This is a genomic window from Deltaproteobacteria bacterium HGW-Deltaproteobacteria-4 (assembly GCA_002841765.1).
Classification (GTDB): domain Bacteria; phylum Desulfobacterota; class Desulfuromonadia; order Desulfuromonadales; family UBA2197; genus UBA2197.
Map to the genome: position 1 here is coordinate 1 of PHAV01000026.1, position 20,076 is coordinate 20,076.

At 53.9% G+C, this 20,076-nt stretch carries 15 protein-coding genes; 12 read left to right on the forward strand and 3 right to left on the reverse strand.

Translation table 11 applies throughout. The features are described from left to right. Positions 1-73: 73 nt before the first annotated feature. On the reverse strand, positions 74-1,228 hold the full coding sequence (locus CVU69_13445) for a hypothetical protein (GenBank protein PKN11241.1): 1,155 nt from the start codon (positions 1,226-1,228) through the stop codon (positions 74-76). Between the two features lie 5 nt (positions 1,229-1,233). Continuing rightward, positions 1,234-3,273 carry a hypothetical protein gene (locus tag CVU69_13450; protein ID PKN11242.1) on the reverse strand — a complete coding sequence of 680 codons (2,040 nt, stop codon included), beginning with the start codon at positions 3,271-3,273 and terminating at the stop codon, positions 1,234-1,236. Between the two features lie 333 nt (positions 3,274-3,606). Between CVU69_13450 and CVU69_13455 the strand changes: the two genes are divergently transcribed. The 7 genes from CVU69_13455 to recJ all read left to right on the forward strand — a co-directional run bounded on the left by CVU69_13455 (position 3,607) and on the right by recJ (position 11,340). Next, positions 3,607-4,638 carry a tRNA preQ1(34) S-adenosylmethionine ribosyltransferase-isomerase QueA gene (locus tag CVU69_13455; protein PKN11243.1) on the forward strand — a complete coding sequence of 344 codons (1,032 nt, stop codon included), beginning with the start codon at positions 3,607-3,609 and terminating at the stop codon, positions 4,636-4,638. Positions 4,639-4,651: 13 nt separating this feature from the next. After that, positions 4,652-5,773, forward strand: coding sequence for a tRNA guanosine(34) transglycosylase Tgt (locus tag CVU69_13460; protein PKN11244.1), 1,122 nt, complete (start codon positions 4,652-4,654; stop codon positions 5,771-5,773). A gap of 60 nt (positions 5,774-5,833) precedes the next feature. Continuing rightward, positions 5,834-6,142 carry a preprotein translocase subunit YajC gene (yajC, locus tag CVU69_13465; GenBank protein PKN11245.1) on the forward strand — a complete coding sequence of 103 codons (309 nt, stop codon included), beginning with the start codon at positions 5,834-5,836 and terminating at the stop codon, positions 6,140-6,142. Between the two features lie 89 nt (positions 6,143-6,231). Then, positions 6,232-7,827, forward strand: coding sequence for a protein translocase subunit SecD (gene secD, locus CVU69_13470; protein ID PKN11246.1), 1,596 nt, complete (start codon positions 6,232-6,234; stop codon positions 7,825-7,827). 9 nt (positions 7,828-7,836) lie between these two features. After that, positions 7,837-8,766, forward strand: a complete 930-nt coding sequence (gene secF / locus CVU69_13475; GenBank protein ID PKN11247.1) for a protein translocase subunit SecF — start codon at positions 7,837-7,839, stop codon at positions 8,764-8,766. 14 nt (positions 8,767-8,780) lie between these two features. Continuing rightward, positions 8,781-9,383 carry a hypothetical protein gene (locus tag CVU69_13480; GenBank protein PKN11248.1) on the forward strand — a complete coding sequence of 201 codons (603 nt, stop codon included), beginning with the start codon at positions 8,781-8,783 and terminating at the stop codon, positions 9,381-9,383. Positions 9,384-9,612: 229 nt separating this feature from the next. Continuing rightward, the gene (gene recJ, locus CVU69_13485) at positions 9,613-11,340 is read left to right on the forward strand and encodes a single-stranded-DNA-specific exonuclease RecJ (GenBank protein PKN11249.1); all 1,728 of its coding nucleotides are present in this window, start codon (positions 9,613-9,615) and stop codon (positions 11,338-11,340) included. 99 nt (positions 11,341-11,439) lie between these two features. Here recJ and CVU69_13490 read toward each other — a convergent pair whose 3' ends face one another. Further along, positions 11,440-12,630 (reverse strand): aspartate aminotransferase, encoded by a 1,191-nt coding sequence (locus CVU69_13490; protein ID PKN11250.1) that lies wholly within the window; start codon positions 12,628-12,630, stop codon positions 11,440-11,442. A gap of 329 nt (positions 12,631-12,959) precedes the next feature. Here CVU69_13490 and CVU69_13495 point away from each other — a divergent pair, with 329 nt between their 5' ends. The 5 genes from CVU69_13495 to CVU69_13515 all read left to right on the forward strand — a co-directional run bounded on the left by CVU69_13495 (position 12,960) and on the right by CVU69_13515 (position 19,938). After that, positions 12,960-14,228 carry a TolC family protein gene (locus tag CVU69_13495; protein PKN11251.1) on the forward strand — a complete coding sequence of 423 codons (1,269 nt, stop codon included), beginning with the start codon at positions 12,960-12,962 and terminating at the stop codon, positions 14,226-14,228. 13 nt (positions 14,229-14,241) lie between these two features. Further along, positions 14,242-15,537 (forward strand): efflux RND transporter periplasmic adaptor subunit, encoded by a 1,296-nt coding sequence (locus CVU69_13500; protein ID PKN11252.1) that lies wholly within the window; start codon positions 14,242-14,244, stop codon positions 15,535-15,537. Between the two features lie 55 nt (positions 15,538-15,592). Continuing rightward, positions 15,593-18,808, forward strand: a complete 3,216-nt coding sequence (locus CVU69_13505) for a CusA/CzcA family heavy metal efflux RND transporter (protein ID PKN11253.1) — start codon at positions 15,593-15,595, stop codon at positions 18,806-18,808. 70 nt (positions 18,809-18,878) lie between these two features. Further along, positions 18,879-19,352, forward strand: coding sequence for a hypothetical protein (locus tag CVU69_13510; GenBank protein PKN11254.1), 474 nt, complete (start codon positions 18,879-18,881; stop codon positions 19,350-19,352). 319 nt (positions 19,353-19,671) lie between these two features. Then, entirely contained in the window at positions 19,672-19,938 is a 267-nt protein-coding gene (locus CVU69_13515; protein ID PKN11255.1) for a hypothetical protein, read from the forward strand. Positions 19,939-20,076: the final 138 nt, after the last annotated feature.

The following is a 20,076-nucleotide window of genomic DNA, read 5'->3' on the forward strand; positions in this document are numbered from 1 at the left end:
GGCAGTCGAGCACGTCTTTCGGTATGGCCATCGGTTCCTCCAGTGGTTACGGGTTGTAACCGACGATGACCATTTACACAAAGTTTTTTACACCCTCTGCGATCTCCTGATTTTTTTCTTCCTGAAGTTGGTCGTAGTGAAGTTTTTCGTTCAGTTGTGCCAGTTTCTGCTCCTGTTTGGCTTTTCTCCTGTAGACAATAGCAATTTTGTCATTCATTTGATTAAAAGTTTCGGCAAATGGCTGGAGTTCTCCTGCCATTTTTCCTTCAATTCGATAGTCGAGGTTCCCGTTACTGATCTCTTGTGTCGCCGTCAGGAGGGCTGTGAGAAGATTGGTAATCCTGCAAATCAAACGATAAAAAATGAAGCCCCCGATTAAAAGCGCCAGACCTATGATCAGTCCAGCTCTGGTGGCAAAAGTTTTCATTAACAGATCAAGATCTGTCAGGGGGAGATCTACAGCCAGAATGACAATTTCGCTACTGCCGACGGGGATCGCTGAATAAAGCTGGCGGTGATAGCCGTTGTGCTTAATCGTCTGCAAGATCTTTTCGCCGTTGAGCAGGCGGGTCATCTGCTCATCGCTCAGGGCACTCAAGCTGATATCTTCCGCTGTCGTTACCAGTAATTTGCGGTTGAGATCCAGGATCGCGGTATCACTAGAGAACGGTGCGACAATCTGTTTTAAAAAGGTCCTGTCTACCGATGTCTGCAGAAGCAAGAGTTCTTTAGCCTCTCCTCCGCGCGAAAGTGGGACAACAACGCTTAATAGTGCGGGGATGTCCGGCGTCGAAGAGAAGCTAAAGCGCGCTTTGCCACTGGCATTTGCCTGCCGGAAAAGATTATCACAGGCCCCATGTTCACCATCGACTCTTGCCGGGTAGACGCTCGCAGTAATATTTCCGTTGTTGAGTAAACCTAAAAACCTATCCTGATCCAGTAGAGAATAGGGGGCGGATTGACTTTCTCTCTTGGTGGAATACTGAAAAACAACCAGATTGGCATAAGTTGTCAGCAGTAATTCCTGTTTTTTTATCTCGCGAAACACGACCTCTTGAATCGTCATAAGACGTTGATTCGCAGTGGAGGTCAAGGCATCCTGAAACAGTCGGTAGATTCCATAGGAACCGATACCGCCAAAGATGATAATGATAAGGACGAAAGGAGTGAGGATTTTGTAAAGTAGCGACCGCTTGCTGAAGTTGTTGGGGGGAGAAGATGAAGTCATTGAGATTAAAGTGGCCACTGACCGTTTTGGCAAAGGGTCAGCATGGCATCAGCCACATAGGGATCGAATTGCGTGCCGGAACACCTCTGGATCTCAGCCAGGGTGATTTCATGGGAAAGGGCTTTACGGTAAGGCCGATCCGAGGTCATTGCATCATAGGTGTCGACCACGGCAATGATCCGGGCCTCAAGGAGGATGTCGTCTCCCTTGACGCGGAAAGGGTAGCCCGTGCCGTCGTAGCGCTCGTGATGCTGGACAATAATCTGCCGGACAGTCCCGAGGAAAGAGATTGGTTCGAGAATTTTGGTGCCGATCAACGGGTGATGTTGCAGGATATCGATATCACTCGTTGAAAGAACACCTTCCTTGTTCAGAACCGCCGCGTCTATACCGATCTTGCCAATGTCATGGAGGATGGCGGCGCGCTCGAGTCTTTTGAATGCATCGCTGCTGAGATTGAGCTGCCGGCCGAGAATCTGGGCATAACGGGTGACGCGCTCTGAATGACCGCAAGTATAGGGGTCACTTGCCTCGACCGCCGAAACGAGCGCCTGCATGGTATTCAGGTAGGTAGTCTGTTGGTCTTCGTAGAGGTGCACATTTTTGATGGCAACGGAGGCCTGGGCTGCAATCGTTGTGAGCAGTTCAAGGTCCTGTTCATTAAAGGTTGATCTGTCTCTTTTGTTTGCCAGGGTAATCGTGCCGATGATTTCGTCTTTAACAATCAGTGGGGAGCAGATCAGGGTCTCACGAGTGTAACCCAGGGAACTTATCGGACTGAACTCGCGATTATTTTCGGTCTTTTCGATAAGTAAGGGTTGCCGTTTCTGAATCACCCAGTAAGTCACCCCGCCGGGTCGCAACGGCAATCGGGTCTCGCGATTGACCAGATCAAAGAGACCAACGGCACTACCGACTTTGAGGGTGCCGTGTTCAAAGTCATACAGGAGGATGTAGCCGATTTCGGCGCCGACCGCTTCGATCGCGCGACGAATCATGGTCTCGAAGAGACCTTCCAGATCGAGAGTCGAATTGAGCGCCACACCCATCTTGTTGAGGGCGGAGAGGCGGGAGACCGTCATCTCCAGGCTCTTGTTCTTGTATTCGAGATCACTTGCCAGATCCGCTATCTTGTAGTTCGCTTCTTCGATCTCTTCGATACGTTCTTCCAGGGAGATATTGAGGTATTCGATCTCTTTCAACCGCTCTTCAACTGTAATATTCATGCTTTGCAGCTCACCTTGATGGGCGAGTTGCTCGCGACTGACAGCGAGTTCACATTCATGGAGAATGGTATTTTCTACCAATGTTTTAAGATGGTCGACCATGACGTTGAATTTGTTCCCCAGTTCTGCCATTTCTTCTGAACTGTTGATCTGGATAGCCGCCTGGTCAAATTCTCCCTCCTCCACTCGTTCCATGGCAGTAATGATCTGGCGAATCGGCGCATCGACGTAAAAGAGGATAAAGGTCGTTATGACGATGACGAGCAGACCAATGGCGGCGATTGCAGTGAGGAGGGTTGTGTTGCGACTGGATGTCTGGAGAATTTCGGCATCTTGCAAAGAAAGTTGCAGAGAAAGAATACCGAGAACTTTCTGCTCGGGATCATGGCAACTGCTGCATTCTGAAGAATTTTCAAAGGGGATGAGGGTTTTGTAGCGTTTATGGCCATCAACAACGTCGGGATAGGAGGTACGACCGGAGCGGTAGGCCAAAAGATCCGAAATATTAATCAGCCTGTTAATGTCATCCTTGTTGGCAGAGGCGAGTATACGACCAGATTCATCAAAAATTTTGATGGAGGCGATCGAGGAATTCTCACCGATTTTGGCAAAAATCTCCTGGACCTTGTCCTGTTCACCATTTTTCATGTGACTGTTGATACTATTGTGAATCGTCTCACTCACCAGACGGCCGCTCTGTTCGGCGACCTTGGTCAGCATGTCGTGCTGGGTGTTAATATTTTTCCAGGTAATCAGGCCGATGACCCCACACATAATCAGGGCGATCAGTCCGAGTATTTTTATTTTAAGGGAGTTCATGTAAGAGACTGAATGTCCAGTTATTGGTAAAGTTGTTTTTAAGAAGCATTCTCTATTTTAATAACCGATTATCCCATAAATTACCAACCGATTTCATCATTAAATTTTTTTTGGTTAAATGACTTGAATTGTCATATGAAATAAGGGGTTTTAATTAAGTTGTTCGTCCTGGATTATATCGGAATATTTCATGTTATCGGGAGATTGCGGAAAGCTTTATCGTGACAGAAAAGGACCGGGAGGTTGACACGGCAAGGTGATAAAGAAATTGACATTTTGGAATAGTTTATGGTTGTTTTACGCGTTTTAACTTTATGGTCGGATTGAGTCTCTATGCGTCTCGATGATTTCTCCTTTACACTCCCTGAAGAGTTGGTCGCCCAGTATCCGGCGCCGCAGCGTGATGATGCGCGGTTGATGGTCCTGGATCGAGCAACGGCACAAACTGCTATGGGATTGGTCCCTGATCTCTTGTCGTATTTTCGCCGTGGCGATCTGCTGGTAGTCAACGATACCCGGGTTCGTCCGGCGCGATTGCTGGGGCATAAAGAGAGTGGCGGTCAGGTTGAAGCTTTTTTGCTGCAACGGCATCCGGGGGAACATGAGCTCTGGAGTTGTTTGACCCGTGCTTCGAAGTCGCCGCGCGCCGGCAGCCGTCTTTTCTTTCCCGGCACGATCTGTGGCACGGTGCAGGGGGTTGATGCACAAGGTCTGACCTTGATCGAGTTTTCCTGTGATAATGATTTTATTGCAGCGGTCGAGCAATTCGGGCATGTACCCCTGCCGCCGTATATCCGCCGGGCGGATGAACTCCTTGACCGGGAGCGTTATCAGACCGTTTATGCCGCAACGCCGGGCGCTGTGGCTGCTCCGACCGCCGGACTGCACTTTACTCCGGCCCTCTTTGAACGTTTACGGACGCTAGGGGTAGAGATTGCGACCCTGACCTTACATGTCGGTATAGGCACCTTTACTCCGGTGCGGGTGAAAACTCTGTCCGAGCATCGTATGCACAGCGAGTCTTTTCATATTCCGGTTGAGACGGCGGAAGCCGTGAATCGCGCCAAAGCAGAAGGCCGCCGGGTGATTGCGGTCGGGACGACGACAACACGCACTCTGGAAGCAGTCGCCGCCAGACAGGAAGGGATATGCGCCGGAGCGGGCGAGACCGATATTTTTATCACCCCCGGTAGCAGATTCCGGGTTGTCGACGGTTTGATCACTAACTTCCACCTTCCAGAGTCGACTCTTCTCGTTCTGGTCTCGGCCTTTGCCGGACATGCTTTGACAATGAGTGCTTATCGCCAGGCGGTTGCGGAACGTTTCCGCTTCTTTAGTTACGGCGATTGCATGCTGATCCTATGATTCAGGAGTTTTTTTGAGCCGATTCCACTACGAGCAGATTGCCACTGATCCCCGGAGCCAAGCCCGCCGCGGGCGGATCCATACCCGGCGCGGGATAATCGAAACCCCGATTTTTATGCCGGTAGGGACGCGTGGTACGGTCAAGGCGATGACGGTCGATGATCTAAAGGCAGTCGGTGCCCAGATCATCCTGGCTAATACCTATCATCTGTTGTTGCGACCGGGACATGAGCTGGTTCGGGAACTCGGCGGATTGCACGCCTTTATGGACTGGGATCGACCGCTTCTTACTGACAGCGGCGGCTTCCAGGTCTTCAGTCTCGGGGATTTGCGGGCGATTGATGAAGAAGGGGTGCGTTTTCGTTCTCATATTGATGGCACCCTCTTCAGTCTGACGCCGGAATCGTCCATTGCCGTACAGGAAGCTTTGGGCGCTGATATTATTATGGCTTTTGATGAGTGCATCCCTTATCCTGCCACCCGGGAGTATGTGGCGGCTTCCACCGCTCGCTCCGGTCGTTGGGCGAAGCGTTGCCAGTCTGCCCGTCGCCCGGAGGACGATGCAGCACTCTTTGCCATTGTCCAAGGGGGAATGTATCCGGACCTGAGGCGCCAGAGTGCGGAAGATCTCGTCACCGGCGGTTTTGAAGGTTATGCCCTTGGTGGTCTTTCGGTGGGTGAGAGCGCTGAGCAGATGTATGACGTCATGGAGGCGACCATGCCGTATCTGCCCCAAGACCAGCCCCGTTATGTCATGGGGATCGGGACGCCGGAGAATCTTGTCGAGGCGGTAGCCCGGGGTGGCGACATGTTCGATTGTGTCATGCCGACCCGTAATGCCCGTAACGGCCTTCTCTTTACCTCCTTTGGCAAGGTCAGTATCAAGCAGGCCCGTTATGCTCATGATTCCGGCCCTCTCGATCCGGAATGCGGTTGCCCTGTCTGCCGACGCTATAGTCGGGCCTATCTTCGCCACCTTTTTCAAAGTGGAGAAATCCTTGCATCGATATTGAACACAATGCACAATCTGTATTATTATTTGCACCTCATGGCCTCAATGCGGAACGCCATCGAAACCGGCACCTTTGCCGACTTTAGAAAAAGCTTTTACGAAAAGCGCAATTTTCAGTTATAATTTTATAGTTTGTCGATTTTCCCGGTCAGGATTCATCAACCAACAAGGAGGAATATACCAATGGTTTCTGTTGCATATGCTGAAGCTGCCCCCGCTGCGCAGGCAGCTCCGAGTCCCTGGGCGAACGTACTACTGCTCGTCGCGATGTTTGCCATTTTCTACTTTCTTTTGATCCGTCCCCAGCAAAAACGGGCCAGGGAACACAAAGCTCTGGTCGAAAGCATCAAGGTCGGCGATCAGGTCATCACCGCCGGCGGCATCCATGGCAAGGTTGCCGCAGTGCAGGACGATACGATTCAGGTCGAAATCGCCACCGGGGTCAAGATCAAACTGAGTCGTTCCTCGATTGTGACGGTCAAGAGCGAATAGTTTAATAGTACTGATCCATCTCCGGTTTTATTGCCGAACAGTTAAAAATAACCCGGCACTTTTCATCTCTAAAGGAGTCGAATCAGCTCATGTCTAGTCTTAAATCGCGGGGCGTGTTGATTGTTGCACTTTCTCTGCTCGCTCTGGTGGCTATTGCCCCGACTTTCTTCCGTGATTCTTTGCCGGCTATCTGGACAAAGACTTTTGATCCTGTTCATCTCGGTCTTGATTTGCAGGGTGGTATGCATTTGATTCTCGGGGTCGATACCGAGAAAGCGGTGGAGGCACGACTCGACGGACTGGTCGATCACCTCGACAATCTCCTGCGCGAGAAGGATGTCGTTTACAAGCGGGTTGAGCGGACCGGCAATGATGTGTTGTCGGTGACGGTCTACGATAAAGATGCGGCCGCGAGTCTCGACAAGCTGGTCAATGATAATCTCGGTATTCTTGAGGATGCTGGTGAGGCTCAGGATGGCAGCTACCTGATTAAGAAGTTTCGCCTGAACAGTAATGAGGCGCAGTCGATTCGGGAGATGTCAGTTCGACAGGTCGTCGAAACGATGCGCAACAGGATTGACCAGTTCGGGGTCAGTGAGCCGATACTGCAGCAGGAAGGGGCCGATCGCGTCCTTGTTCAGCTGCCGGGGATCAAGGATCCCGAGCGCGCGATTGCCCTGCTGGGCAAAACAGCCCGCCTCGAATTCAAGATGGTCGCCGAAGATGCTGACCCTCAGGCGGCGGTCAGGGGGGAGCTCCCCCCCGGCACCCAACTCCTTTATGAGCGCAATACCGATAAAGCGACCGGTAAGTTTACGGAAACTCCTATCGTCGTAGAAGAGAAGACCGCCATGACCGGCGATCTCCTCTCCAATGCGCAGGTGCGCATCGACAGCCGTTTCAACGAACCCTATGTTGCCATCGATTTTAATGCGATTGGCGCCAAGCGTTTTGATCAGGTTACGGCCGCCAGCGTTGGTAAACGCATGGCGATCGTCCTCGATAACACCGTCTATTCGGCACCGGTGATTCGCGAACGCATCTCCGGCGGAAGCGCCCAGATCAGCGGCTCTTTTACCGAGCAGGAAGCGACCGATCTGGCCATCATCCTGCGCGCCGGTTCTTTGCCGGCGCCGGTGAGTATTCTCGAAAACCGCACGGTGGGACCCTCCCTGGGCCGCGACTCCATCGCTCAGGGACAGATGGCCGTGACTCTGGCTTTCATCTTCGTCGGCGTCGCCATGATCCTGTATTACCGCTGGTCCGGGGTTGTTGCCGTGGTCTCGGTGATTCTCAATCTTCTTTTGCTTCTGTGCGCGCTGATCTTCTTTAAAGCGACCTTGACCCTGCCCGGGATTGCCGGTATCGCCTTGACTCTGGGGATGGCGGTCGATGCCAACGTACTGATCTATGAACGCATGCGTGAAGAGGCGCGTCTCGGCAGAACTCCGCGTGCTGCTATTGAAGCCGGCTATGAAAAGGCCTTCTGGACGATCATGGACTCCAACCTGACGACCCTCCTTTCCGGTCTGATCCTCTTTCAGTTCGGGACCGGTCCGGTCAAGGGTTTTGCTGTGACCCTTTCGGTCGGTATCTTGACGACCCTCTTCACAGCGATGTTCTGCAGCCGCTGGATCTTTGATCTTTATCTGCAAAATCGCGTTATTAAACGCTTGAGCGTCTAGGGGATAACGATGCAAATCATTAAACCAAATACTAATATCAATTTTGTCGGCCATAAAAAACTGGCGATAACCATCTCCTGGATTCTTATCATGATCGGCATTTTTTCCGTCGTCTCCAAAGGCGGTCTCAACCTAGGTCTTGATTTTGCCGGCGGATCTCTGGTGCAAGTCAAGATGAACCAAGTCACGACCGCTGCCGACATGCGTCAGAGCCTGGCCCCCATGGAACTTAAGGGGATGACGATTCAGCAGGTGGGGGATCTTGCTGACGAGTTCCTGATTAAAGCACAGGAATCGAGCAGCAAGACTGAAAGTCTGGCCAATAGCGTCCAACAGACCCTGGAGGGCCATTACGGCGCCGGGACTGTCGACATCCGGCGTGCCGAGATGGTCGGCCCGCAAGTCGGTAAGGATTTGCGATATAAAGGGGTGATGGCGATCGTTTATTCGATCATCGGTATGCTCATTTATATTACTTTTCGTTTTGAGTTCCGATTCGGAGTCGGGGTGGTTATTGCTCTTCTCCATGATGTACTGATTACCCTGGCCTTCTTTTCTGTCTTCAATAAAGAGATTGACTTGACCGTTGTCGCTGCTTTTTTGACCATCGTCGGCTACTCGGTCAATGATTCGGTTATTATTTGTGACCGTATCCGTGAGAATCTGTCAAGACACGTCGGTCAAAAGCTCGAATGGATTATCAACCGCAGTCTCAACGATACCCTGTCCCGAACCATCATGACTTCGGGAATTACCTTGCTCAGCGTACTCTGCCTTTATCTCTTCGGTGGAGAGGTCATTCGCAATTTTGCTCTTGCCATGATTATCGGCATCGTCGTCGGAACCCATTCATCGATCTTTGTTGCAGCTCCGGTTATCCTCTATTTCGATAAAGGCGATAAAGAAAGTCCCGTCGTCCCTGCGGTCATCAATTCTTAATTCAAGGAGCATGCATGAAGAATAAGGAGACGGTCCTCTTTGTTGTTGTGGCCCTCATCGTCGGACTTCTCGTCGGTGTCATTGTCAGTAAAGGGAAGAACAAAAGCTCTTCGGCTCCCTCGATCGCCGCCCCGCAGGGGGGAGCGCCGGTCAACGCCCAGCAAAAGATCAAAATGCTGGAAAACCTGGTCGCCAACGATCCGCAAAATCGCAAAGCCTGGGTAGAACTGGGTAATACTTACTTCGATGCGCAAATGCCGGCTAAGGCGATCGATTCTTACGCCAAGGCACTGGAGATCAATCCCAATGATCCCAACGTCTTGACCGATCAGGGGGTCATGTATCGCCAACTCGGCTGGTTTGACAAAGCAATCGAGAATTTCACTAAGGCAAATGAAGTCGATCCCCGCCATATTCAGAGCCTGTTTAATATCGGTATCGTTTACCGCCACGACCTCCAGGATTACGTCAAGGCGACCGAAGTCTGGAAAAGATATCTTGAGATTAACCCCACCGGTGACTCTGCCGAGCGGATTCGCGCCGAAATCCGGCAAATGGAGTCGCAGCCATTGATCCCCGCCGGCCAGATGCGTATGCCCCCGCAGCCAAATCAATGATTCATCCCCACGGCGGACCGGGTTCTTCCCGGTCCGCCTTTTGGCCGTCATAGTTGTGTTGCGTTATCTTTTTTTGCTCTCCCGATCTCTCCTCCTCTACTCTTCTGCCAACCTGTAGTTACATTGCGTCTCATCTCAACGGAAGGACCGATAACTAACCTGGAAACGGTTGTGTTGTGATTGTTCCGGGAACGCACAATATTTTCCTGCTGTCATCTTCGGAGATTCTATGCAAACTGTCACTATGCGTCGCTGGCTGGAGCGGAGTGTCCTTCCCAGCCCCCTTTTGCTCCAATCATTCGTCGATGAACTTAATATCGATCGCTTGACAGCGCATCTTCTTGCCCAGCGTGGTGGCACCGACCTGACTTGTGCCATCGATTTTCTTGAACCACGTTTGCAGCAGCTCCCCGACCCCCTCCTTCTCGGTGAGATGGAGGCGGCAGTCTCTCGTCTCGTCGCGGCCATTCAGGGCGGTGAGAAGGTCGCCATTCATGGCGATTATGATGTCGATGGCATCAGCGGCACCGCTCTCCTTGTCGAAGGGTTACGGGCTTTAGGTGCCGAAGTCGATTACTATATACCGCTACGGCTGCGCGATGGCTATGGCCTTTCCGCCGATCATCTCCGCCAGGCCTTTGCTGCCGGCGCCCAAGTTGCTGTCTCTGTTGATTGCGGCATCTCTGCACTCGATGAGGCCGAGGTTGCCCGGGAAATCGGACTCGATCTGATTATTACCGATCACCATCAACCCCCCGCTATCCTCCCGGTCGTCTGCGCCATCGTCAATCCCCATCTTCCTGATTCCCTTTATCCTGATAAAGAGCTTGCCGGCGTCGGCGTGGCGTTTATGCTCCTCATCGCTCTGCGCAGTCGGCTACGTGCCATTGGTGCCTTTGCGGTCAAGCCAGAGCCCGACCTCCGTTACAGTCTCGATCTCGTCGCCCTAGGGACGATTGCCGATGTTGTGCCGCTGCGTGGTGTCAACCGGATCTTGACCCGCATCGGTCTCGGTATCATCAATCAAGGGCGGCGGCCCGGTTTGAAGGCCCTCACGGTCGCAGCCGGCATTCGTCAAGTCACCTGCGGCAATGTTGCTTTCAGCCTTGCTCCCCGACTCAATGCTGCCGGCCGTCTGGAGGATGCTAATCTTGGTGTCGAGCTTTTGCTCAGCAACGACGGAGCGCGAGCGGTGGAACTGGCCGCGCTTCTTGACGGTTTTAATCGCGAGCGGCAAGGTGTGGAGCAGCAGGTCCTCGCCGAAGCGATTGCCCAGGTGGAAGCAGGGAAGGGGGGCGATTTTTCCATTGTCCTCGCCGGTGAAGGGTGGCATCCCGGCGTGATCGGCATCGTCGCCAGTCGTCTGGTCGAGCGCTATCATCGTCCGACGGTGCTGATTGCTGTCGATGGTGCAACCGGCAAGGGCTCGGCGCGGTCGATTCGCGGTCTCCATCTTTACCAAACCCTGCAAAGTTGTGCTGCCGATCTTGATGGTTACGGCGGCCACGCCTTTGCTGCCGGTCTGTCGATTGCCGCCGATCGCATCGACGCCTTTGTCTCCGCCTTTGAGCAGGCATCAGCCACCGTCTTGAGCGCCGACGATCTCCTCCCCGTCCTCCTGTATGATTGTGAAGTTCTCATCGAAGATCTCTCTCTGCCAATTTTCGCAGATCTCCAGCGCCTCAGCCCCTTTGGCGCCGGCAATCCTGAACCGCTCTTTCTTTTACGCAACGCCCGGGCCCAGCAAGTTGCTCCCTGCGGAACCGGTCACCTCAAGTTTTCAATCAGGCAAGGGGGTTCTTCTTTGCCCTGCATTGCGTTCTCTTATCCATCGCACTGGGCTGAATTCCTCCCCGGCGAGATCGATCTCCTCGTCACGCTCCAGAGTAACGAGTGGAAAGATCGGGTCTCGCTGCAACTTCGCGTTAAAGATATGCGTCCTGCTCAGGATCCCTAAAAAGGGGACCTTGCGCCCTGAAGCTTCTGCGCATGAACACTAAGGGAATAGAAAAGGCCGACTCATTACGAGCCGGCCTTTTTTATTCAAAGATCGTCCTTATGACAATCCGCAGGTTTTAGCCAACCTTTCCCAGGCAGGGAAGCTTCGGCGAATGATGTCAATATCAATGCAGTAAGCGATACGGAAGTAACCTGGGGCGCCGAAGCCGGTTCCTGGTACGAGGAGGATCTTCTCCTCCTGAGCCAGGTTGACAAAGGCGATATCGTCAGCCAGCGGTGAACGTGGAAAGAGGTAGAAGGCACCATCCGGTTTGGTCAGGGTAAAACCCAGGGAGGACAGATGGTTATAAAGGAGGTCGCGTTTTTCCTGATATTCGTTGATATCGACGCTCTCCTCCTGCAATTTGGCGACAAGGCGCTGCATCAGGGCCGGGGCGTTGACAAAGCCGAGGACGCGATTGCAGAAGACCGCTCCTTCGATAAAGGAGGCAACTTCGTCGAGTTGCGGATTGGCGGCGATGTAGCCGATGCGTTCGCCGGGAAGGGCGAGATCCTTGGAGTGGGAAGTGGCAATGATGCTGTTCTGGATACAGTCAAAGATCGGCGGTACATGGTGGCCGTCATAGGCAAGTCGGGCATAGGGTTCGTCAGAGATGACGTAGATGGTCTGACCGAACTCTTTCTCCTTGGCGGAAAGGACGGCGGCGAGGGCACACAGATCGGCGTGCGGATAGATAACACCGGTCGGGTTGTTCGGGGAATTAATGATGATCGCCTTGGTCGTGGCACTGATTGCGGCGGCGATGGCCGGGAGGTCAAGCTGGAAGGTGTCGCGATTGGTCCAGACTTCTTTGGTCGTGCCGCCGTGGTTGTCGACATAAAACTTGTATTCGACAAAATAAGGGGCAAGGATGACCACCTCGTCGCCGGGGTTGAGGATCGTTTTGAAGATGACGTTGAGGGCGGCGCCAGCACCGCAGGTCATGACCACATGCTCGGCCTTGACGCTGGTCTGGCCGCGTCTGGACACAGCGGCGGCGATGGCGGCGCGAGTCTCTTCAAAACCGGCGTTACTCATATATCGATGCATCCCCGGCAGGGGCTGTTCGGCGAGTTGCAGGAGTTCGCGGCGGAAGGCGGCCGGCGGTTCAACCGAGGGGTTGCCAATGGTAAAATCAAAGATCTGATCATCACCGTGGATCGCCCGCAGCCGTGCCCCTTCTTCAAACATCTTGCGAATCCATGAAGAACCTTCGATACAACGTTGGACTTTACTTGCAATGGCCATAACCGACTCCTTGATTTCTGTGCATAAAAGTTGGCGCAGTCTAGCGGCATCGCCGGCGCGGGTCAAGAGCTCAGAAAGGGCTCAGAAGGGGGAATCTGCAGCTTTTCATGGCGTTTGTATGATTTCCCGACTGCAGTCTATTTTATTTGCGTTATATTTAGAAACGCCAGATTAAGAGCTGTAGAATAATCTCCAGCCAAAGTGTTGATTATCCTTCATCCCAAAGAAAAATAAAAGGGTGATAGGCATAACTATTTAATATTGCGTTGTGAATTAATTGGTACGGCTCATGCTTTATAAGTGATAAACGTCCTGTTAAAGAGGTAGAGATGAAACGAATTTCAATAGTTTTGCTGGGAGTCACTTTCTTTTTGGCCGCCCATAGCGCGCTGGCCGCGACGAACCACGATTTTGAAGCTCTGGTCGCCGAAGCTCTGGTCAATAATCCCGAAATTGCCGCGAGCCGTGAGAAGTGGCAGATGCTGGTTGCCAAGTCGCAACGGGCCGGAACTCTTGACGATCCGATGTTGATGCTGAAGATTCAAAATGGCATGATCAAAGATCCCTTCAACTTCAAGATGGATGATACGACCGCCAAGGTCATCGGTATCAGTCAGATGCTCCCCTTTGCCGGCAAGCGCGGTTTGCTTCGAAGTGCGGCAGAGCAGGAAGCAAAAGCAGTCGAATGGGAGCATGCCGAGCGCAAAGTGGAGTTGCGGCGGATGGTTCTTGATGCTTGGGCGCAGCTCGCCCTGGTGAATAATTCGTTGCGTCTGGTAACGGAGAACATTGCTCTGCTCGACAGTCTCAACCGCTTGGCTGAGACGGGCTACAGTACCGGCATGGTGCGGCAGAATGATGTCCTGCGCTCGCAACTGGAACGCAGTCGCATGGAGGATATGCGCATCGCTCTGGTGCAGCGCCAGAAGAGTCTGGCTGCCATGTTCGCCGCCCTGCTGCATCGGCCGATCGATACGCCGCCGCCAACAGTCAGCGCCAAAATTGTGCCGGTGGCGCAAACAGCTGCCGAGCTCGAAGACCTCGCTTTTGCATCGCGCCCCGAGCTCTTCGCCCGCAACGCTCGTCTGGAGCAGGCGCAAAGCAGTGAAGACCTGGCCCGGCGTGAATCCTATCCCGATTTCACTCTCTCTTTCGAATACATGCAACGCGATGCCTTTAGCGGCGATCCTGAGTCGATGGGGGAGGATATGTATAGTGCCGGCGTAAGTTTCAATCTTCCGGTGCAACGCCAGTCCCGGCGAGCCATGGTGGCCGAGGCGCAGGCGCAGGGGAAGATGGCAGCGGCTGAAATCGAACAGTTACGGCATGAAATCCGCCGCGGCATCAGTGATAGTCTGGCGCGGCTTAGCGCCAGCGCGGCCATGGCTGATCTTTATACAAATGGAATGATCCCGCAAGCGGAGTTTGCCACGGAAGCGCTCCTCTCTTCGTACGAAGTGGGGAAGGGGGATTTGATGGGCGTTCTCGACAGCCGCATGCAACTCTTCAGCGTGCGCCAGCGTTACTACGAATTCATCGCTGAAAATCAGATGCAGCGCGCCGAACTGGAGGCGCTGGTCGGTGCCCGGATAAAGTGAGAAAGAGGACAAGATGAAACAGAAGATCGTCATCCCTATCGTGCTCTTGGCCATTCTTGGATTCACTATCGGCGGTTATCTGCTCGGTCGGCATAGCCACGACTTCCCGCCCGACACAGTCACCGTCAGCGAGAATGAAGAAGCGCATCAATGGACCTGTAGTATGCACCCCTTCATCATCCGCGATAAACCCGGTCTCTGTCCGATCTGTGCCATGGATCTGGTGCCGGTCTACGATAAGAGCGGGGACGGCGGCGGGGTCACCATCGATCCGGCGACGAGCCAGAACATGGGGGTGCGTATTGCTCCGGTCATGCGGCAGGATATTTCGCGCAGCATCAAGACCGTCGGCGTTGTCACCGCCGATGAATCGCGTCAGAGTTCGATCAACAGCAAGGTTGAGGGGTGGATCGAAAAGCTTTATGTCGATCAGACCGGCAAACCGGTGCGCAAGGGGGCTCCGCTACTGGAGATCTACAGCCCGGATCTGGTCTCGGCGCAGCAGGAATACCTCCTTGCTCTGCGTAACAGCGAACGCCTCGCCGATAATCCTTATCCGGAGATTGCACAAGGGGCGCAGCGCTTGCGTGCCGCTGCCCGCACCCGCCTCAAGTACTGGGATATCTCCGACAAGCAGATCAGCACCCTGGAGCAAAGCGGCGAAGCACGGAAGACTCTGACTCTCTACAGCCCATCTAACGGGATTGTGATGATGAAGAATGCCCTTCCCGGCATGCGGGTCATGCCGGGCGAGGAACTGCTGCAGATCACCGATCTTTCGAAGATCTGGGTCGATGCCCAACTTTACGAATATCAGCTGCCGGTGGTGCAGGTCGGCCAGAATGCCGAGATTATCCTCCCCTACAGCATCGGCAAGGTGCTGCGTGGCAAGATTGCTTACATCTACCCAAACCTCTCCGGTGAGACCCGCACCGCCCGTGCCCGTATCGAGCTCCCCAATCCCGGCCTTGAACTCAAGCCGGAGATGTACGTCGATGTCAACATCGCCGGAGTGCAGCAATCCGCCGCCCTGGTTATTCCCACCGAGGCGATCCTTGACTCCGGCGAACAGCAGACGGTCTTTGTGGCGCTGGGCGAGGGACGTTTTGAGCCACGGATCGTCCGCAGCGGGGTGAAGGATGATAGCGGCAACGTCGAGATCCTTGACGGCTTGCAAGAAGGGGAGCAGGTGGTGATCTCGGCCCAGTTCATGCTTGATTCCGAGAGCCGGTTGCGCGAGGCGTTGCAGAAGATGAGCGCCCCGCCGGAGGAGAAGCCGAAAGAGAACCTGGACGATTTGTTTAAATAACGCATCCGACCGATCCGACTGATCCGACCGATCGCTCGGTAAGACAGGAATTCACATGCTCGAAAAAATAATCGCCTGGTCCCTGCGTAATACCTTCATGGTCGTCCTTGCCACCCTCTTTCTGGTGATCGGCGGGGTCTACTCCCTGGAAAATACGCCCCTTGACGCCATCCCCGACCTTTCGGATGTGCAGGTTATCGTCTTTACCGATTATCCGGGACAGGCGCCGCAGGTGGTTGAGGATCAGGTCACTTACCCGCTGACCACCCGCATGCTCTCGGTGCCGGCGGCAAAGACGGTGCGCGGCTACTCCTTCTTCGGTTACTCCTTTGTCTATATCATCTTCGAGGATGGCACTGACCTTTATTGGGCGCGTTCGCGGGTCCTTGAATCGCTCAGTACCCTTTCCGGCCGCCTTCCCAAAGGGGTGAACCCCACCCTCGGCCCGGACGCCACCGGCGTCGGCTGGGTTTATGAATACGCCCTGACCAGCGATCGCCATGACCTGCAACAGTTGCGCTCCATCCAGGACTGGTTTCTGCGCTATGAGCTGACCTCGGTCGAAGGTGTCTCCGAGGTTGCCAGTCTCGGCGGCTTTGTCAAAGAGTATCAGGTCGTCGTCGATCCGAACAAGCTTCAGGCTTATCGCATTCCGATCAATGAAGTGATGATGGCGATCGAGAAGAACAACCTCGACGTCGGCGGCGGGGCGATCGAGAGCGGCGAGACTGAATACGTCCTTCGTAGTCGCGGTTACATCAAATCGGTCGAAGATATCCGCAACATCGTTGTTATGGCTTCACCGCAAGGGACGCCGATTCTGGTGCGTGATCTCGCTGAGGTGCGCATCGGCCCGGAGATGCGGCGCGGGGTCGCTGAACTCGATGGGCTGGGGGAAGTGGTCGGCGGCATCGTTGTCATGCGCTTTGGCGAGAACGCCCTCGCCACCATCGAGAACGTTAAGGCCAAGCTCAGCGAACTGCAGGCCGGGCTCCCGGAAGGGGTGAAGATTGTCCCGGTTTATGACCGCTCCGGGCTGATTGAGCGGGCGGTCTCCACCCTCAAGGAGAAACTCCTTGAAGAGAGCATCGTCGTCGCCCTTGTCACCCTCCTCTTCCTTTGGCACCTTCCCAGCGCCTTCGTCGCCATCTTTACCCTGCCGGTGGCGATCCTCATGGCCTTCAGTATCATGCATGCCCAGGGGATCAACGCCAATATCATGAGCCTCGGCGGCATCGCCATCGCCATCGGCGCGATGATCGACGCGGCGATCATCATGATCGAAAATGCCCACAAGCACCTTGAACGGGATCGCGACAAAAAGCCGCACGCCCAGATCATCCTTGATGCTGCCAAAGAGGTCGGACCGACCCTCTTCTTTTCGCTGCTGGTCATCACTGTCTCCTTCTTCCCGGTCTTTACCCTGCAGGAACAGGCGGGACGGATGTTCAAACCCCTCGCCTACACCAAGACGTACGCCATGGGTGCCGCCGCTCTCCTCTCCGTCACCCTGGTGCCGGTCCTCATGCTTTGGCTGGTGCGCGGCAAGATCAAGCCGGAAGAAGCGAATCCGATCAACCGCTTCCTGATTCGCATCTATCACCCGATGGTCGACTTTGTTCTCAAATGGCGGGTGGCGACCCTCACTGTGGCTCTGGTGGCGGTCCTCTCCATTGCTTGGCCGATGAGCAAGATGGGGTCGGAGTTCATGCCCCCCCTTTACGAAGGGGATCTCCTTTACATGCCGACGACCTTGCCCGGGCTGTCAGTGACCAAAGCCAAGGAGTTGCTGCAGCAGACCGACCGGATCATCCGCCAGTTCCCTGAAGTCGAGCGGGTTTTCGGCAAGATCGGCCGCGCTGAAACCGCTACCGATCCGGCGCCGATGATGATGATCGAGACGACAATCATGCTCAAGCCCGAGGAAGCATGGCGCGACGTGCCGGTGCAGCGTTTTTATTCGAGTTGGCCGGATTTTCTTAAGCCGCCGCTGCGTCTGATCCTTCCGGAGAGTCGGCGGATCACCGTCAAGGAACTCTCCAATGAGCTCAACCGGGCGATTCAGTTCCCCGGACTGACCAACGCCTGGACGATGCCGATCAAGACCCGCATCGACATGCTCTCTACCGGCATCAAGACGCCGGTCGGGATCAAGATCATGGGGCCGGACCTCGCTGTCCTGTCCCGACTTGGCGAAGAAGTCGAAGCCGTTGTACGCACCGTTCCCGGTACCCTCTCGGCAATTGCCGAGCGCACCGTCGGCGGCTCCTACCTCGACTTCACCATCGACCGGGCTGCCGCCGCCCGCTACGGGATCAGTGTCGATGCGATTCAGCAGACCTTTCAAACCGCCATCGGCGGTATGGCGGTCTCGGAGACTGTTGAAGGGCTGGAGCGTTATCCGATCAGCGTCCGCTATTTCCGCGATTTCCGCAGTGATCCCGAAGCGCTTGGCCGTGTTTTGGTCGGTGCTGCCGGCGGTCGTCAGATTCCGCTGGCACAACTCGGGACCTTTGCGGTCAAACGGGATGCCGACAGTATCAAGAGCGAGAATTCACGGCGTACTGCCTGGGTCTACATCGATCTGGAAGGGAGCGATATCGGCTCTTACGTCACCAGCGCCAAGGAAGCGGTTGAGAAGCACGTTCAGTTGCCTCCGGGCTACAATTTAGTCTGGAGCGGTCAGTTCGAATACATGGAGAAGGCCAAAGAGCGGCTGCTGCTGATTATCCCCCTGACGGTTCTAGTGATCTTTGTCATCATTTATATTAGCACCAAGAGTCTGATCAAAACGGGCATCGTCTTCCTTGCGGTCCCCTTTTCGCTGGTCGGGGCCTTCTGGTTCCTTTATCTCCTCGGCTACAATACTTCAATTGCGGTCTGGGTCGGGATCATTGCCCTCGCCGGCCTTGATGCCGAGACCGGCGTGGTCATGCTCCTTTACCTTGATCTTGCCTACAAAAACTGGCAGGAGAAAGGGCGGATGCTCACTCTCGGTGATCTGAAACAGGCGATCCACCACGGCGCCGTCAAACGGATTCGTCCCAAAGTCATGACGATCACCGTCATCATCGCCGGTCTGTTGCCAATCATGTGGAGTCACGGTGCCGGTGCCGATGTCATGAAGCGCATCGCCGCACCGATGGTCGGCGGTGTCGTCACGTCTGGCATCATGGAACTCCTCGTCTATCCGGTTATCTTTTATCTATGGCGTGGGCGGAGCTTGAAAAAGACCCAGGAGCCGACGACAACTGGCGATATTGAAGAGTAGGGAAGGGGAACACATCTGTATTTCTTTGTCCCTGCGATCATTAACCACTAACCAAAACAGGAGAAAGATTATGAAAAAAAGATTGTTCACAAGCTGTCTTGTTGTATTGCTTGCCCTCCCGGGAATCAGTTTCGCCATGAAACACGACATGGCGGGGATGGACCATGGTAGCATGAGCAAAAAAGGCGACATGCACAAAGGGATGATAACGGTCGGCGAACAGACCGTCGACGGGGTCAAAGCGATCGTTTATCTCAACGATGTCAAAGCGACAATGGCGAAAATGGGGATGAAAGAAACCCACCATCTAATGATTCACTTTTATAATGCGAAGGATGGCAAGACCATTGAAGAAGGGGTCGTCGCCGTCAAGATCAAAGGGCCGGATGGAAAAGAGGGCGGGGCGCTCAAGATGATCGGTATGGATGCGCATTTTGGTGCGGACATTGTCCTGGATCAAAAAGGAGCATATCTCTTCACGGCGGGATCGCAGTTGGCCGACGGCGTGAAGCGTCAGTTTGAACTTAAGTATGAACTCAAATAGCTAAAAGAGATCAGGAAGCCGTGGAGACTTGAAACATAGCGGTCTCTACGGCTTCCATCGTTCGACAGAGAGTTCAATTTCAGCTTGTTCTCCCCCTGAAATTTAGCTTCCTTTAGAAAAAAGCTGCACTGGCCAAAATATTTGTGGAGTTGATGTCGATTTAACAAAGTCGCAAAGAGACAAATAAAAAAAAACTGCTACGCTATGAATTAGAATGGCTGGAAAAGGGCTCACAGGCCACTTTAGCACACGGTCATGCTGCGTTAACAAAGGTGTTACGGCGGCAAGTGACCGGAAACCCTAAAGGGAGGATACGCGCATGAAAAAGTCAGTTTTGTTGTTGCTGGTCGCAGGTTTGTTTGCGGCAACGCCGGCTTTGGCTGCAGGTAAAGACAGTGGACAGCAGATGGCCGGAGAGCACGTACAACGTTGTGTTCTGCAGAATGAAGCGATCGGGGCAAAAATTCAGCGGTTACAGATGGAGATCAAGGAGGGGAAAAAGACCTATAGCGCCGAGGAACTGCGGAAGCTGGAAGAGAAATTAAAAGAAGCCAATTTTATGCTGGATCAGTTAACACATCCGTAGTCATGCAAGTTTCAGAGGCGAGCCGTTTGGCTCGCCTTTTTTTTGGTGCGCCCGGCAGGGCGCGTGGCGTGTAAGCGCCATCGATTCAGCTATGGTGGCTGAATCGCGACTTGGTGGTGAAAGTCCTCTATCGGCCCG

Excerpts from the sequence above, each read along its gene's own strand:
- CVU69_13445 (PKN11241.1), bottom strand. The coding sequence starts at position 1,228 with ATGACTTCATCTTCTCCCCCCAACAACTTCAGCAAGCGGTCGCTACTT.
- CVU69_13450 (PKN11242.1), bottom strand. The coding sequence starts at position 3,273 with ATGAACTCCCTTAAAATAAAAATACTCGGACTGATCGCCCTGATTATG.
- CVU69_13455 (PKN11243.1), top strand. The coding sequence starts at position 3,607 with ATGCGTCTCGATGATTTCTCCTTTACACTCCCTGAAGAGTTGGTCGCC.
- yajC (PKN11245.1), top strand. The coding sequence starts at position 5,834 with ATGGTTTCTGTTGCATATGCTGAAGCTGCCCCCGCTGCGCAGGCAGCT.
- secD (PKN11246.1), top strand. The coding sequence starts at position 6,232 with ATGTCTAGTCTTAAATCGCGGGGCGTGTTGATTGTTGCACTTTCTCTG.
- secF (PKN11247.1), top strand. The coding sequence starts at position 7,837 with ATGCAAATCATTAAACCAAATACTAATATCAATTTTGTCGGCCATAAA.
- CVU69_13480 (PKN11248.1), top strand. The coding sequence starts at position 8,781 with ATGAAGAATAAGGAGACGGTCCTCTTTGTTGTTGTGGCCCTCATCGTC.
- recJ (PKN11249.1), top strand. The coding sequence starts at position 9,613 with ATGCAAACTGTCACTATGCGTCGCTGGCTGGAGCGGAGTGTCCTTCCC.
- CVU69_13490 (PKN11250.1), bottom strand. The coding sequence starts at position 12,630 with ATGGCCATTGCAAGTAAAGTCCAACGTTGTATCGAAGGTTCTTCATGG.
- CVU69_13495 (PKN11251.1), top strand. The coding sequence starts at position 12,960 with ATGAAACGAATTTCAATAGTTTTGCTGGGAGTCACTTTCTTTTTGGCC.
- CVU69_13500 (PKN11252.1), top strand. The coding sequence starts at position 14,242 with ATGAAACAGAAGATCGTCATCCCTATCGTGCTCTTGGCCATTCTTGGA.
- CVU69_13505 (PKN11253.1), top strand. The coding sequence starts at position 15,593 with ATGCTCGAAAAAATAATCGCCTGGTCCCTGCGTAATACCTTCATGGTC.
- CVU69_13510 (PKN11254.1), top strand. The coding sequence starts at position 18,879 with ATGAAAAAAAGATTGTTCACAAGCTGTCTTGTTGTATTGCTTGCCCTC.
- CVU69_13515 (PKN11255.1), top strand. The coding sequence starts at position 19,672 with ATGAAAAAGTCAGTTTTGTTGTTGCTGGTCGCAGGTTTGTTTGCGGCA.